Origin of the sequence: Pseudomonas sp. W2Aug9 (genome assembly GCF_023127755.1) — a bacterium.
Classification (GTDB): domain Bacteria; phylum Pseudomonadota; class Gammaproteobacteria; order Pseudomonadales; family Pseudomonadaceae; genus Aquipseudomonas; species Aquipseudomonas synxantha_A.
This window is the reverse complement of sequence record NZ_SPKL01000013.1, coordinates 253,417-268,349: the sequence shown is the minus strand read 5'-3', so window position 1 is coordinate 268,349 and position 14,933 is coordinate 253,417. Positions and strand designations below refer to the sequence as shown.

The window sequence follows — 14,933 nt, the reverse complement described above, 5'->3', positions numbered from 1 at the left end:
CAACAGGAAACCGGCTTCGACGGCCAACGCACCGCCTACGTCTACGACCTCAACGGCAACCTGCAGGAAAAGACCGAATACGGCGATGACGGTAGTCAGCTAGTGACCCGCTACGAGCGCGACCACGCCGGTCGCCTCGTACGAAAAACCCTGCCCGATACCAGCGTGGTCGACTATGCCTACGACCGCCAAGGCAACCTCCTCAGCGTCGAAGACGGTCACTGGGCGTTGGCCTACGAATACGACCACCAAAACCGCCTCACCGCCGAGCATCAAGGCTGGGGCACCTTGCGCTACGGCTACGACGCCTGCGGCCAGCTGAAAAACCTGCGCCTGCCGGACAACAACCGCCTCGTCTTCAACCACAACAAAGGCGGCCACCTCGCTACCGTCGAACTGAACGGTGAAGGGCTCACCTCACACCTATTCAAGAGCGGTCGCGAACACCAACGCCAACAGGGCCAACTGCTCAGCCACTACCACTACGACGACCAGAACCGCCTGCACGCCCACGCGGTTACCCAACAGCAAAACCACCTCTATCAACGCCAGTACGACTACGACAAAAGCGGCAACCTCACGCGCCTGCACGACACCCGCAAAGGCCAGCACGACTATCACTACGACCCCCTTGCCCGCCTGACCCGCGCCGATCATTCGCAGGACGTGCAGGAACGCTTCGGCCATAACCCGGCGGGAAACCTGCTCATGCAAGACCGCCCGGGGCCGGACGTCGTCGCAGCGAACCGCCTGGTGATTCAGGGTGACCGTCACTACGACTACGACGCCTTCGGCAACCTCATCCGCGAACGACGCGGCAAAGGCCATCAACTCGTCACTGAATACCGCTACGACTGCCAGCATCGGTTGATTGGCGTCACCAAACCCAACGGGCAGACCGCAAGCTATCGGTATGACCCGTTTGGGCGTCGTGTCAGCAAAACCGTGGATGGCGAGACCACCGAGTTTTTCTGGCAAGGCGACAAGCTGGTTGCCGAGCACCATGCAGAGCGTCATCGCAGCTACCTCTACGAACCCGACAGCTTCCGGCCATTAGCGCTATTGGAAGGTTTCGGCCCAAAAGAGACCAAGCCCTACCACTACCAACTCGACCACCTCGGCACACCGCAAGAACTCACCACGCCTGAAGGCGAAATCGTCTGGTCCGCCCACTACCGCGCCTACGGCCAGATCGCCCGGCTCGACGTAGGCAAAATCGACAATCCGCTGCGTTTCCAGGGGCAGTATTTTGACCAGGAAAGCGGGCTGCACTACAACCGCCATCGCTACTACAATCCAGATATTGGTCGCTACCTGACGCCGGATCCGGTGAAGCTGGCGGGTGGGATCAACGCGTACCAGTACGTGCCCAATCCTACTGGGTGGATTGATCCATTAGGCTTGAGTACCTGCCCTGGTGACGAATGCAAGCCTAACGCTCCTTCTATCCTTCCTAAGCCTAGCGTAAATGAAGGCGCGCCCGCTTTACCTCAACTGGCGCGCACTCAACGACAGGCGAGAATAAATGAACTGACAGAGGCAAATGCAAAACAAAAAGTACTGAGTTGGGAGCAGAAATACGATATGCATTCGGTTGAAAAGCATGGCCCAGAGATACCAGACAACGCTTTAAGGCAACGATCTATTGATGGAACAAATCCGACTACTGGGGAGAGAGAGGCTATCAATTCCAGCTCTCAATTCAAAACATGGGGGATGCAGCTTCACGCTATAAACAAGGCCATTGGGAGGATGCAAGGCGATTCACCCTCTCCTACAGGTTTTGATAGAAGGGGTAACCCCGTGGTCATAGTTGAGCTACCCGGAGCTGGACGAGGCTACAAACCCAATCACAGGAACTTAAACGACCCCAGGTACATTGAAAACATGGACAGAGCAGAAATCAGATTTGATAGAAACAATCCAACTCGACCATTTACCGCATTCCCGAAGTGAGCAGACAATGCTGAAGTGCCCATTCATGAACACCCCTTACACCCCTAATATCTCTCATATATTGGGAGCCTTATCGATATACGACCTTGAGGATACTGTTGGCAAAGAACTATGGAAGTACGATCCTAACAATGAGAAAGACAGAGAAACAATCATCATTTCTTTTGTTTTGAAGGACCTTATGTATTTGTCATACAGACATCGCTTCGTATTGTTGGCTGCACTTAGAGATGTGCTAGACAAACCCGACTTCGACTTTTCGAAAGAATTTGAAAGCGACTATGACGAGTACATAACAATGGCCTGGGACGAAACAGAAATAGCCGACCCCAGAGGCTTCTTTGCGGACATCTATCGGCTGGCCAACGAGGTCTGGAAAGATGACCTCCAAAAAGCCAGCCTCGAAGACCCTGCCACATGGTGACCCGAATCTTGACCACACTGAATATCCAATGTGGGAGGGGGCTTGCTCCCGATAGCAGTGGGTCAGCCAAAGCATATGCAAGCTGATCCACCGCCATCGGGAGCAAGCCCCCTCCCACATTTGAATCTCTTCAGTGCTTCAAACCAACGCTTCGATCAGCGCTTGGCCAGCTCCATAATCATCCGGCTCAACAGATAAACCCGCGGCACCACGCTCTCCACCTCGGCATATTCCTCCGCCGTGTGGATATTGCCCCCCACAATCCCAAACCCATCCAACGTCGGCGTCCCTACCCCGGCCGACAAGCTGGCATCTGCCGCGCCGCCACTGCCTTCGATGGTCAATTTGCGCCCCAACTCGCCATAAATACCTTGGGCGATCGCCACCAACTTATCCGATTCGGCCGTTTGCGGCATTGGTGGCAGGCCACGTTGCAGGCTGGTTTTCACTTCAGTGTCGGGGATCAACTTGTTGGCTGATACCCGCGCCAGATCCTTCTCGATTCGATCGAACTCTTCCGGCACCGCCGCACGTACGTCGGCCTTGGCAGTGGCTTGGTCGGGGATAACGTTAGTGCGGTCACCGGATTTGAGCACAGTGAAGTTGATGGTGGTCTTCTTCTCCTCATCGCCGAGCTTGCCCAGTTGCAGGATCTGGTGCGCGGCCTCCATGGCGGCGTTGCGGCCCAGTTCCGGGGCGACGCCGGCGTGGGCGGACTTGCCTTTGACTTCGACCACCGCGGTCGCGCTGCCTTTGCGCCATACCACCAGGCCGTCCGCTGGGCGGCCGGGTTCCAGGTTGAGGGTCACGTCATGGCCCTTGGCGGTTTTACGGATCAGTTCCGAGGCAGCCTCAGAGCCGGTTTCTTCGCTGGCGTCGAGCAGGAAGGTGATCTGTGCGTAGTCCTTGAAGCCCTGGTTTTTCAGGACTTTCAGCGCGTAGATGCCGGCGACGATGCCGCCCTTGTCATCCATCACGCCGGGACCGTAAGCACGACCATCCTTGATGTGGAACGGGCGCTCGGCGGCCGAGCCTTCCTTGAAGACAGTGTCCATGTGCGCCATCAGCAGGATCCTGGCCTTGCCGGTGCCTTTGAGGGTGGCAACCACGTGGCTGTTATTGGCCGCCTTGTCCGGTACCAATTCAATGCTGAACCCCAATTGCTTCAACTCATCCACGGCGATGTCACGCACTTGGGTCAGGCCCGGCTCGTAACCTGACCCCGAGTCGATATTTACCAGGCGCTCCAACAGCTTCAGGGCCTGGGCCTTGTACTGCTCGGCATCCGCCTGGATCTGCTTGTGAGGTTCGGCGCTGTAGGCCGGCATGACGAAGGACAACGCCAGGGTGGCGGCCAGCAGGGTACGCGGGAAAGTGAAGAGCATGGAGCGATCCTTTTTTGTTGGAATGGGCTCCCCACACCCTATCTCACTAGACCGACCGCAACCAACCCTCCTGCACGGCGGTCACCCGGTTGCGCCCGCTGCTCTTGGCTTCGTACAACGCCTGGTCGGCATCGTTGAGCCAACCGATGGAGTCAGCGTGGGTCGGCTGGTACGGCGCCAGGCCGATACTCAAGCTGACGCGCAATGCCGGGTCCTGGGCATAGGCCAAGGCGTTGAAGCGATCGCGCAAGGCCTCCATCACTTCGGTGGCGCGATTGAGGGGCATGTCCGGCAGGATCACGCAGAACTCATCGCCGCCATAACGCCCGGCCAGATCGGTGGCGCGCAGGTTCTGGCGCAGCACTTTGCTCAATTGGCGCAGGACGATATCGCCGGTCACGTGGCCGTAGGTGTCGTTGATGGTCTTGAAGTGGTCGATATCAATCAGCGCGATGGCGGCGCCCGCCTGGTTTCGGCGGCAGCGTTGGAACTCGATGTCCAGGTGGTCTTTCCAGGCACCGTGGTTGAGCAGGCCGGACAAGCTGTCGGTGCGGCTCAAGGCCAACAGCTCACGCTTGTGCCGGGCCAGGGTCACGGCCTGGCGGTAGCAGATCCAGCCCAGCACCAGGGGATACAGCATCAGGATCGGCAGGCAGGCATACAACTGGGCCTGGGTGGTCACGGCGATAAAACCAGGCGCAAAAATCAGCAGCGCCGCGCCCAGCCCCAGCGCCTGCGCCGCCCACCCCGCCAGCATAAAGCGCGTGCCACCGATGGCCACGTTGTTCATGGTCATCATCGACAGGGTGGTGACGCTGGGCAGTGGGTTGAAGTGCATCGCGCCGACCCAAAACCCGCCGCAAAAAGAATCGAACAACAGGCTACGGCGCTCACTGCCCAGGGTATGGGCTGCACGCAAAGACAATTGAAACGCCACATGCGGCCACACAAAAGCGTTGATCAGCATCCAGGCCCACACCCAAAGGGAAGGACTCAGCGGATACATGGCAAACACCACGCAGATGAAGCCGAGGCTCAGCCCCAGAAGACGAGATTTGTACAAGCGCGAAGCGAGCGGAAGTCCCTTTCCTCCTACGGCTGGCATGGTGGGGTGCGATCCTGAGTGAGTGCCTGGAGTCTAACAGGGCAACGTCAAATCGCCACTACTGCTTACACGCTAATCCTTCAGTGTGAAAAGCCACGCGCCAGCATCCATGCAACGCCCAACAGCAGTACTGCGGTGCCCCGCTGCAACAACACCCGCCGCTTGGGGTTTTCCAGTACATGCTTGATGCGCTGGCCGAAATAGCAATACAGGCACCCGCTGGCAAATTGCAGCAACAGGAAGGTCGCCCCGAGGATGGCGATGTCCGCCGCCGAACTGTGCTCCCCCGCGCCTGCAAACTGCGGGAACACCGCACTGAACATGATGATGGTCTTGGGGTTGGAAAACCCGGTCAACAGCCCTTTGCCAAACAGGCTGTGCGAGCCCTCCACGGCGCCCGCGTTGTTGATCGACACGCCGCTGCTGGTCCACTGCTTGTAGGCCAGGTAGAGAATGTAGGCCACCCCGACAAACTGGATGGTCTGGGTAATGGCAAGGTTGCCCTTGATCAGTTCCGAGAAACCGACGGCAAAAATCAGGATGGAAATCAGGTACGACACACTGGCGCCGATCTGCGCCGGGATCGAACTGCGCAGGCCGTCCTTCAAGCCCAAGCTCAGCAACAACAGGGTCATGGGGCCGGGGCTGAAGGTCATGGTGGCGCAAAACAGCAGGAAGTAGAGAAACGAAGACAGGGTTAATGCACTTGTCATGGCCGCGGACCTTGAATGGAAAGAAACACGCCTCAAGCGCCCGCCCCAGGGCGGTCTTGGCGGTCTGGTTACGGCGCAGTCTAGGGCAGCGGCATTGCACAAGGCAGGTAAAGTGATGCCTAATTCGGCCTGACTTCACCGGTAAAATTACCGGCAAACACAAGGACCCGTCATGTTTGTATCCGCCATCGCTTTTGTGGAAGGCACCCCCAAGGTCCAGCAGATCGTCGAGGCGTTCAGCCAGGCCATCGAGAACGGCGAATGGGCGCCGGGCAGCAAGTTGCCGTCGGTACGGGAATTGACCCAGACCCTGGGCGTGAGCAAGTTCACCCTCAATGAGGCGCTGGACCGCCTGCGCGGGCGCCATTTGCTCACCTCCAGCCAAGGCCGTGGCTACTTCGTGGCGATGGACAGCGCCCGGCCAGCAACGGCGACCTGGGTCGACTTGCTGCCCCAGGACCTGCTCAGCATATTGCGTCGCCCACTGGTCACCGCCAGCGGCGAACTGCGCCCCGGCGGTGGGCACTTGCCGGAGGAATGGCTCAATGGCGAAGCGATCCGCCAGGCCATGCGCAGCGTGGTGCGTGCGCCAACGCTGCGCATCGCAGGCTTGGGCACGCCAGCCGGGCTGCTGCCGTTGCGCCAGGCGCTGCAACAGAAACTGCACGGTGAAGGTTTGTCGGTGCCCGTGGAACAGATCATCACCACGCCCAACACTGTGCAGGGCCTGGACATGCTCATGCGCCTGCTGGCCCGATCTGGCGACACGGTGTTGCTCGACGCGCCGTGCTACTTCAACTTCCACGCCAACCTGGCGCTGCATGGGGTCAAGGTCGTTACCATTGAGCGCCGCCCCGACGGTTTCGATTTCGCGGCCCTCGAACAGTTGTTGGCCGAACACCGCCCCAGCCTTTACCTGACCACCAGCGTTTTGCATAACCCCACCGGGCATTCATTCAGCCCCAGCCAAGCGTTTCGCCTGCTGCAGCTGACCCAGCAATACCACTGCCATATCGTCGAGGATGATCTTTATGGCGACCTGCACCCCAACCCTCCCCCGCGCCTGGCTGCCGTCGCCGGGCTCGACCAGGTCACCTACTTGTCAGGGTTCTCCAAGATCCTCAGCGCCAACACCCGGGTCAGCTACGTCGTGGCCGCGCCGCAACTGGCTGCCAACCTCACCAATATGAAGTTGATGAGCGGCGGCGTAACCTCCGAACTGTTCGAACAGATCGTCTACCGTATGCTCACCGAAGGCAGTTATGCCAAGCATCGCAAGCGCATGGTGCAACGCCTGATGGAGGCCGGTGGACGCGTCGAACATTGGCTCAAGCGCTGCGGCTGCGAACTGCCGATGGCCTATGAAGGCGGAATGTTTATCTGGGCGCGTCTGCCGAAGGGGGTGAACGGCGAATTGCTGGCCCAGGAAGCGTTGAAACGCAGCATGGTGCTGGCGCCCGGTGGGCTGTTTGGCTACGACCCGGCCCATCGCGACTCGATGCGCTTCAATGTGGCCCACAGTGATGAGCCACGGGTGCAGCGGGTGTTTGAGGCGTTGTTGCATGAAGTGGCGCAGAGCAATGCCCATGCCGGGCGCGAATCCCTGTAGGAGCGGGCTTGCCCGCGAAGGTCGTCAACGATGACGCGGGTTTACAGCCCAAGCGCGGCGCTCTCAGGTTTTTCGCGAGCAAGCTCGCTCCTACAGAAAAGCCAATTGAGGTGTTTTGAGCCGTTCACCCCGGCAACGGAATTACCCGCAACGGCCGCACCGACTTGTACGAAAAGCTCGAATAGATTTCCTTGACGCAGGGCAAGGTCTGCAAGACTTCGCGGGCAAACTCGCCGAACGATTCCAGGTCCTTGGCCACCACTTCCAGCAAAAAATCATAGCGGCCCGACACGTTATGGCACGCCACGATCTCCGGAATCTCCAACAGGCGCTGCTCGAACGCGCGGGCGATTTCCTGGGTGTGGCTGTCCATCATGATGCTGACAAACGCGGTCACCCCATAGCCCAGCGCCTTGGGCGAGAGGATCGCCTGGTAGCCGCTGATCACCCCGCTTTCCTCCAGGGTGAGCACCCGGCGCCAGCAGGGTGAGGTCGTCAAGGCGACCCGCTCGGCCAGTTCGGCCACAGTCAGGCGGGCGTTGCCCTGCAATGCGTTTAAAAGTGCTTTGTCGGTGCGGTCCAGCTTGATGGGCATAACGTGCCTCTAATCATTATTTTTATCGGTGTTTGATTCACAAACGCGGGTTTTTCCAGCAGTTTTTGCAAGGTTCGTCCGTGGTTATGAGCATAGCATTGTAGGAAATAAGGAGCGCCCGACATGACTAATAAACACAACACCTGCGGCTTTTCCACCCGTGCCATTCACCACGGCTATGACCCCAAGGACCACCACGGCGCGCTCGTACCGCCGATTTACCTGTCGGCCACCTTCGCCTTTCCCACGGTTGAATACGGCGCCGCGTGCTTTGCCGGCGAAGCCAGCGGCCACTTCTACACGCGCATTTCCAACCCGACCCTGGCGCTGCTGGAATCACGCATGGCCACCCTGGAAAACGGTGAAGCGGCGGTGGCCTTCAGCTCCGGCATGGGCGCGATTGCCGCGACGTTCTGGACGCTGCTACGCCCGGGCGACGAGGTGATCGTCAGCCAGACCCTGTATGGCTGCACCTTCGCCCTGTTGCACCACGGCATCGGCGAATTCGGCATCAAGGTGCGGCATGTTGACCTGACCGACCTGGCCGCCCTGCAAGCGGCCTTGTCCCCGGCGACCCGCATGATCTACTGCGAAACCCCGGCCAACCCCAACCTGCGCCTGATCGACATCGCCGCCGTGGCCAGGCTTGCCCATCAACAGCCGAATGTCACCCTGGTGGTCGACAACACCTACTGCACGCCCTACCTGCAACGGCCCCTGGAACTGGGCGCCGATGTGGTGGTGCACTCGGCCACCAAATACCTCAGCGGCCATGGCGACATCACCGCAGGCATTGCGGTGAGCAACCAGGCGCTGGCACAGCGCATTCGCCTGCAAGGGCTCAAGGACCTGACCGGCGCGGTGATGTCGCCCCAGGACGCGTCGTTGCTGATGCGCGGCCTCAAGACCCTGGCCCTGCGCATGGACCGCCATTGCAGCAATGCCCAGGCGCTGGCCGAAGCCTTACAGGCGCACCCGGCCGTGGAGAGTGTGATCTACCCCGGGCTGCGGTCCTTCCCACAGTACGAACTGGCGACCCGGCAAATGAAACTGCCCGGCGGCATGATTGCCTTTGAACTCAAGGGCGGGATCGAGACGGGGCGGCGCTTTATGAACGCACTGCAACTGTTCACCCGTGCGGTCAGCCTGGGGGATGCCGAATCGCTGGCGCAACATCCGGCGAGCATGACCCACTCCACCTATACCCCCGAGCAACTTGCGCAGCACGGTATCAGCGAGGGCCTGGTGCGTTTGTCGGTGGGGCTTGAAGACGTCGCCGACCTGTTGGCGGATGTGCATCAGGCCCTGGCCAAGTGCGGCCGCAACACGGTGCGTCAGGCCGCGACAGCGCCCTCTGCTGTGAGATAGCGCCTACACGTAAAGTGATTTTTATCCTGGCGGTGGTCGGACGGATCCGACTACCGTTATGCGTTTTTAATCTGAATTTTATCGATTGGATCCCCCTGCCTTCGCCAGCCTGTACTAGCATGGTGGCGGCGGGAAGGATTATCCGTGCAGGTTATTCATAGCGGTTACCTTGTTGACTCCCGCCGCTATAACACCCAATACCTGTACCCGAAACTCATGGACGAATTGATGAACTCACACCTGTTCCCACATATAGGCAAGGTCATCGCCAGCACCGGCAGCCGCCATTTCCCACGTATGCTGCATGACCTCATCCTCACCCAACTGGCTGTGGACGCCACCCATATCACCCAGCTGCAGGTCAACAGCGAAGGCCACAGCCGCCGCAAGATCAGCCCGGTCTACACCGACTCGGTGGCAACCCTGGGGGCCGAGCAACCCGCCGCACAATTGCACCTCACCCGACACAAGGACGATGTGCGCTACGTGCTGTCGGTGTACCGCTCGCACCCATCGCAGAGTTTTTCCGCCCAAGAGCGCAGCATGTTGCAGGACTTCTCCACGCTGTTGCTGCCCATGGTGGAAAAACACATCACCGCGATCCAGCCTGGCCGTCAGGACAGCCCGCCGGCAGTGCCACAGCACCAGGGCATCGAAACCCTGCGCCGACGCATCCAGGAGCGCCTGGTGCAATCGGGGCTGACCCTGTCCAACCGTGAACTGCAAGTGTGCGTGGGCCTGCTGGCCGGGCGCACCGCACCGGAGCTGGCCGAACAACTGGCATTGAAGGTCAACACCATCGAAAGCTATCTCAAGCGCGCGGCGATCAAGCTGGGGATCAGTGGGCGGCATTCGTTGTTGCGGTGGATGTACTCGACCCAAGACAGCACCCGTTTCTAGGCGGACGCAGATCAAACTGTGGGAGGGGGCTTGCTCCCGATAGCGGTGTATCAGCCATTACATCTTTGACTGAAAAATTGCTATCGGGAGCAAGCCCCCTCCCACATGGGGTCCTCATTGGCAGATAGGGATCAGTCCCTTGCCAATGCCTCTATCGGGTCCAACCGCGCCGCATTTCGCGCCGGCACAAAACCGAACACAATGCCGATCAGTGTCGAGCAGGCAAACGCGGTAATGATCGAGCCCACCGAAAACACCATTTCCCACTCCTTCACAAACAGCGAAAACAGATAACCGATGGCGTAGGACAACGAGATCCCGATGATCCCGCCGATCAAACACACCATCACCGCCTCCACCAGAAACTGCTGGCGAATATCCGACTGGCGCGCCCCCACCGCCATGCGGATACCAATCTCGCGGGTGCGCTCGGTGACCGACACCAGCATGATATTCATCACGCCAATGCCTCCCACCAGCAATGAAATCACCGCAATCAACGACAACAGCAGCGCCAGGGAACGGCTGGTTTTTTGCACCGTCTGCATGATGCTGTCGAGGTTGTTGGTGAAGAAGTCCTTGGTGCCGTGACGTTGCAGCATCAGCTTGTTGACGTTGTCTTCCACCACCTTGCTCGGCTGGCCGTCTTTGATGCGCACGGTGATGCTGTCCAGATGACGCTGGCCCAACAGGCGCCCCGCCGCCGTCTCATACGGCACCCACACGTTCAGCGCCTTGCTGGCGGCGAACATGTTCTTGTTGTCCGCCGTCACGCCGATCACCGTACACGGCAGGTTGCCCACCAGGATCACCTGGCCCAGCGGGTCGATGTTCGGCCCGAACAGCCGCTGGCGGGTGTTGTGGTCGATCACCACCACCTGGGCCTGGCGTCGCGCATCGCTTTCACTGAAGGCAATGCCGGCTTCCAGCTTGAGGCCCTTGACCTTGAAGTAGCGATCACTGACGCCGTTGACCTGGGCATCCACATCGATGTTGCCAAAGCGCAGCAACAGGTTGCGGCCCACCACCGGCGTGGCGCTGTCGACGTAATACAGCTGGTTCAGCGCGTCCACATCCGAGGGCATCAGCGTCTGGATCGCCGAGGCGCGACTGTCGCCAAAGCTGGTGCCGGAAAAGATATCGATGGTGTTGCTGCCGATCGCCTGGATGTCCTTGAGCACATAGCGCTTGGCGCCTTCGCCGATGGCCGAGATCGACACCACCGAGGTGATCCCGATCACAATGCCGAGCATGGTCAGCAAGGTGCGCATGCGGTGCGAAATCAGCGCCACCCAGGCCATGTTGAAGGCTTCCTTGAATAGCCCCAGGCTCGCCACCAGGCGCCGCGCACCGCTGCGCCTGGGCTCGATCGGCGCTTCGCTGGGCAGCTCCAGGCCAACGCTGTCATTGACCTTGTCGCTGACGATCTCACCGTCACACACCTCGACAATGCGCTGGGCATTCGCCGCGACTTTGGGGTCGTGGGTGACGATGATCACCGTGTGCCCGGCCGCGTGCAGCTCTGCGAGGATACGCATCACCTCCTTGCCGCTGTGGGTGTCGAGGGCGCCGGTGGGTTCGTCGGCGAGGATCACTTCGCCGCCGTTCATCAGGGCCCGCGCGATACTCACGCGCTGTTGTTGCCCGCCGGACAGCTGGCTGGGCCGGTGGGAGATATGACTCGCCAGGCCCAACCGCTGGAGCAACTCCCGCGCACGACTGTGACGCTGGCTTTCAGGAGTACCGGCATAAATCGCTGGCATTTCCACGTTGTGCAAGGCGCTCAGGTGAGCAAGCAAATGGTAGCGCTGGAAGATAAAGCCGAAGTAATCACGGCGCAGCTCAGCCAGTTGCTCATCGCCCAGGGAGCGGGTTTCGATGCCATTGATCTTGTAGCTGCCGGCGGTGGCGTAATCCAGGCCGCCAAGGATATTCATCAGGGTCGATTTGCCCGAGCCCGAGGCGCCGATGATCGCCAGCATTTCCCCGGCATGAATCGTCAGGTCGATGCCTTTGAGCGCGATGAATTCACGCTCGCCGGCCATGAAACTACGGGTGATGCCCTTGAGTTCCAACAGAGGCTGAGTCATGGATCAGCTCCCTGCCACGGCGGGTGTGGCGTCGCCGATCACCACCTTGTCGCCCTCGGCCAGGCCATCCAGAATCTGCACTTTGACGTTGTTATTGATGCCGGTCCTGACGTTGCGCTCTACCGCTTTGCCCTTGGCATCCAGCACCCGCACCGGGTAACTGCCGTCGGCATTGCGTGCTCCCAGCGCCGCCACCGGCACCATCAACGCGGCCTCGGCGGTGTCGAGCACAATGCGCACCTGTGCGGTCATGGCGATGCGCAGGCGGTGGTCAGGGTTGGGCACGTCGAACAGCGCGTTATAAAACACCGCGGTGTTCTGCTTGGGGGTGCCGGCGGTCTGGGTTTCGAGGAAGTTCTGCGGGGCTGGTTCAGTGCCGCGCAGTTTGGCGTAATAGCGTTTGTCCGCCTCGCCGAGGATGGTGAAGTACACCTGCTGGCCGGGGCTGATATGAATCACATCCGCTTCCGAGACTTGGGCCTTGACGGTCATGGTATCCAGGTCCGCCAGCTTGAGCAGTACCGGTGCGAGCTGGCTGGCGATCACGGTCTGGCCTTCCTGGGTGACGATGCCCACTACGTCGCCGTCGATGGGCGCGTTGATGCGGGTGTAGGCCAGGTTGACCTTGGCGGTGTCGATCTGGATGTGTGCGCTTTTGATCTGTGCGTCCAGGGACAGCAGGTTGGCCTGCTGCACCTGGAAGCTTGATTCGGCGTCTTCGAAATCCTGGCGTGACACCGATTCGTCGGCCTGCAGGCCCTTGTAGCGCTCATAGACAGACTTGGCCTGCTTGAGCTGCGCGGCGGTGGCGCGGCGTTGGGCCTGGAGGTTTTCTTCGTCGACCTGGGCTTTGCGCAGGGTGTTCTGCAGGATCAGCGGGTCGATTTCGGCTAGCCACTGGCCCTTTTTTACCTTGTCGCCGACTTTGACTTTCAGCGATTTGAGCTGGCCGGAGACTTGGGCGCCGACGTCGACCTGCTTGATGCCTTCGAGCAGGCCGGTGGCCAATACTGCGTTTTCGATATCGCCGCGTTCGGTGGTGGCGGTGAGGTATTGGGGGGCGTCGGCGGGGGCCTTTACGGTGTAGATGATCAGGCCGATGGCGACGGCCAATGCTGCCAGGAGGCCGATTTTGCGGAATTTAGACGTTTGCATGGTTGGCTTCTTGATTGAGTACAGATCCGTTGGCCGGGTAGACGCGGCATCGGGTTGCAAAAGCAGAGTGAGGTTTCATTGACTTGCACAGCTTAAAAATGTGGGAGGGGGCTTGCTCCCTCCCACATTTGGATCGATGTGCAGCCTTCAAGACACCACCTCCCCAACCCCAACCCCTTCCACCCACCACTTGGCCAAACCCGAAACATTCGGCACCTTGAGCAAGGTGAAGTGATTACCCCCGCCATACCAAACCTCCAACCCAGTCCCCTGCCCCTTCCACCCCTCAACCATCAACCCCTGCTCACGCTGGTTCCCCGCCGCATCCAAGGCCGGATCCTGCGCCAGCACCAGGCGCACCACCCCGTCATACCGCGCCTGCGGCCGATAAACCGTGCGCAACGCCGCCGCATAAGTACGCGCAGGCCCATCCATTGCATCCACGGCAGCACGCGCCGGCAGCAACCCGACACCGACCATCCCCGTATGCAGCCACTGTCGCTGCGACACCTCATCGCGCCCGGCGAAGTCCACCGGATCAATCCCCAGCGACTTCCCAGCCGCCAACTGCATCGCCTCGATCAACCGCAACAGCGCCGCCGTCGAGGTATAGGGCTTGCCATCACGCCCCGGCGCCTCACTGTCGATCACTGTCAAAGAGCCCACCTCGCGCCCCATCGCCTGCAAGCGCAGGGCCATTTCCAGCGCGACCCAGCCGCCAAACGAATGCCCGACCAGATGCACCGGCCCGTCCGGGCACTCCTGCTCCAACGCCGTGAGATAACACCGCGCCGCCGCTTCCACCTGGCTATGGGGCACCGCCTCGCCATCCAACCCACGGGGCTGCAGGCCATACAGCGGCCAATCACGTCCCAGGGCGTCGCTCAAGCCCACGAAACCGGTCACGCTGTCACCTGCTCCCGGCACGCAGAACACCGGGGCATAGCCGGCGCGCCCAGTCTGGATGCGCAACAACGGCTGATGGGCCGCGCAACTCACCGGCGTACTCGTCGCCAGCGCCTCGGTCATCGCTCGGCCCAGGCCCTGGATATGCGGCGCCTGCATCATGCTCTGGTGATCCCCAGGCACTTGCACCTGGCGCAGTTGCCCGGGCGCCAAAGCCGTGTCCCAGCCCAACGCCATACTGCGTTGCGACAGTTCGGTGGGGCGCTGCTCGGCGCTGAACAAGTGCACCGGAATCGGCAGCGGGAACAGGCTGTAGTGGGCCAGGGCGTGCCCGTGCCCGACTTCGCGCTGAAGAAAACTCAACAGGTCCGCGTCCGACGCCGCCGCCATTTGCGCGTATAGCAAACCTTGATCGCGACAGCGTTGCAGCAGATTCGCAAAGTCCAGCTGTCCAATCCGCGCCTCCAGCTGTTCAAGGCTTGCCAGCTCATTTACACCTCCCTGTGCTTTCCAATAAGCCGTGCATTGCAGCAACAGATGCCGCTTGAATGCATACGGCCCGCTCCAGCGTGCTTTGCCCTGGTCAGTCAGGCGCGGCACATAGCTGTCGATCAAACCGAGGAAGGCCACGCTTTCATCCAGCCCCAGCAGTTGCATGGCGATTTCATAGGCCAGCACCCCACCAAAAGACCAGCCCGCTACCCGATAGGGACCGTGGGGCTGAATC

General features: G+C 60.4%; 12 protein-coding genes and 1 pseudogene. 6 read left to right on the top strand and 7 right to left on the bottom strand.

The window, feature by feature from the left end:
- Together E3O56_RS12365 and E3O56_RS12360 are read left to right on the top strand one after the other, a co-directional pair.
- The coding region (locus tag E3O56_RS12365; protein WP_248128352.1) for an RHS repeat-associated core domain-containing protein at positions 1-1,956 on the top strand (1,956 nt) is incomplete at its 5' end.
- 25 nt (positions 1,957-1,981) lie between these two features.
- A complete protein-coding gene (locus tag E3O56_RS12360) occupies positions 1,982-2,380 on the top strand; it encodes a hypothetical protein (protein ID WP_348984298.1) in 399 nt (132 codons plus the stop codon).
- Between the two features lie 155 nt (positions 2,381-2,535).
- Here the strand turns inward: E3O56_RS12360 and E3O56_RS12355 are convergent, their stop codons facing one another.
- From E3O56_RS12355 to E3O56_RS12345, 3 genes are all read right to left on the bottom strand, one after another.
- Positions 2,536-3,765, bottom strand: a complete 1,230-nt coding sequence (locus E3O56_RS12355) for a M20/M25/M40 family metallo-hydrolase (protein ID WP_078821560.1) — start codon at positions 3,763-3,765, stop codon at positions 2,536-2,538.
- 46 nt (positions 3,766-3,811) lie between these two features.
- Positions 3,812-4,870 (bottom strand): diguanylate cyclase, encoded by a 1,059-nt coding sequence (locus tag E3O56_RS12350; RefSeq protein ID WP_248128348.1) that lies wholly within the window; start codon positions 4,868-4,870, stop codon positions 3,812-3,814.
- A gap of 80 nt (positions 4,871-4,950) precedes the next feature.
- A complete protein-coding gene (locus E3O56_RS12345; RefSeq protein WP_103734596.1) occupies positions 4,951-5,583 on the bottom strand; it encodes a LysE family translocator in 633 nt (210 codons plus the stop codon).
- 172 nt (positions 5,584-5,755) lie between these two features.
- Between E3O56_RS12345 and E3O56_RS12340 the strand changes: the two genes are divergently transcribed.
- Both E3O56_RS12340 and E3O56_RS26855 read left to right on the top strand, forming a co-directional pair.
- The gene (locus E3O56_RS12340; protein ID WP_248128346.1) at positions 5,756-7,192 is read left to right on the top strand and encodes a PLP-dependent aminotransferase family protein; all 1,437 of its coding nucleotides are present in this window, start codon (positions 5,756-5,758) and stop codon (positions 7,190-7,192) included.
- Positions 7,183-7,287: pseudogene (locus E3O56_RS26855) on the top strand (outer membrane lipoprotein carrier protein LolA); the annotation flags it as partial. The gene E3O56_RS12340 and the pseudogene E3O56_RS26855, both read left to right, overlap by 10 nt.
- A 29-nt stretch (positions 7,288-7,316) precedes the next feature.
- Here E3O56_RS26855 and E3O56_RS12335 read toward each other — a convergent pair.
- A complete protein-coding gene (locus E3O56_RS12335; RefSeq protein WP_248128344.1) occupies positions 7,317-7,787 on the bottom strand; it encodes an Lrp/AsnC family transcriptional regulator in 471 nt (156 codons plus the stop codon).
- A gap of 123 nt (positions 7,788-7,910) precedes the next feature.
- Between E3O56_RS12335 and E3O56_RS12330 the strand changes: the two genes are divergently transcribed.
- A complete protein-coding gene (locus tag E3O56_RS12330; protein ID WP_248128343.1) occupies positions 7,911-9,155 on the top strand; it encodes a methionine gamma-lyase in 1,245 nt (414 codons plus the stop codon).
- 228 nt (positions 9,156-9,383) lie between these two features.
- The gene (locus E3O56_RS12325) at positions 9,384-10,055 is read left to right on the top strand and encodes a helix-turn-helix transcriptional regulator (RefSeq protein WP_177327439.1); all 672 of its coding nucleotides are present in this window, start codon (positions 9,384-9,386) and stop codon (positions 10,053-10,055) included.
- Positions 10,056-10,186: 131 nt separating this feature from the next.
- Here E3O56_RS12325 and E3O56_RS12320 read toward each other — a convergent pair whose 3' ends face one another.
- The 3 genes from E3O56_RS12320 to E3O56_RS12310 all read right to left on the bottom strand — a co-directional run.
- Entirely contained in the window at positions 10,187-12,145 is a 1,959-nt protein-coding gene (locus tag E3O56_RS12320; RefSeq protein ID WP_248128341.1) for a MacB family efflux pump subunit, read from the bottom strand.
- A 3-nt stretch (positions 12,146-12,148) separates the two neighbouring features.
- On the bottom strand, positions 12,149-13,300 hold the full coding sequence (gene macA / locus E3O56_RS12315; protein WP_005788987.1) for a macrolide transporter subunit MacA: 1,152 nt from the start codon (positions 13,298-13,300) through the stop codon (positions 12,149-12,151).
- Positions 13,301-13,447: 147 nt separating this feature from the next.
- A partial coding sequence (locus E3O56_RS12310; RefSeq protein WP_248128339.1) for an alpha/beta fold hydrolase occupies positions 13,448-14,933 on the bottom strand: 1,486 nt, incomplete at its 5' end.

Coding starts and splice junctions, on each gene's coding strand:
- E3O56_RS12360 (WP_348984298.1), top strand. CDS start 1,982: ATGAACACCCCTTACACCCCTAATATCTCTCATATATTGGGAGCCTTA.
- E3O56_RS12355 (WP_078821560.1), bottom strand. CDS start 3,765: ATGCTCTTCACTTTCCCGCGTACCCTGCTGGCCGCCACCCTGGCGTTG.
- E3O56_RS12350 (WP_248128348.1), bottom strand. CDS start 4,870: ATGCCAGCCGTAGGAGGAAAGGGACTTCCGCTCGCTTCGCGCTTGTAC.
- E3O56_RS12345 (WP_103734596.1), bottom strand. CDS start 5,583: ATGACAAGTGCATTAACCCTGTCTTCGTTTCTCTACTTCCTGCTGTTT.
- E3O56_RS12340 (WP_248128346.1), top strand. CDS start 5,756: ATGTTTGTATCCGCCATCGCTTTTGTGGAAGGCACCCCCAAGGTCCAG.
- E3O56_RS12335 (WP_248128344.1), bottom strand. CDS start 7,787: ATGCCCATCAAGCTGGACCGCACCGACAAAGCACTTTTAAACGCATTG.
- E3O56_RS12330 (WP_248128343.1), top strand. CDS start 7,911: ATGACTAATAAACACAACACCTGCGGCTTTTCCACCCGTGCCATTCAC.
- E3O56_RS12325 (WP_177327439.1), top strand. CDS start 9,384: ATGAACTCACACCTGTTCCCACATATAGGCAAGGTCATCGCCAGCACC.
- E3O56_RS12320 (WP_248128341.1), bottom strand. CDS start 12,145: ATGACTCAGCCTCTGTTGGAACTCAAGGGCATCACCCGTAGTTTCATG.
- macA (WP_005788987.1), bottom strand. CDS start 13,300: ATGCAAACGTCTAAATTCCGCAAAATCGGCCTCCTGGCAGCATTGGCC.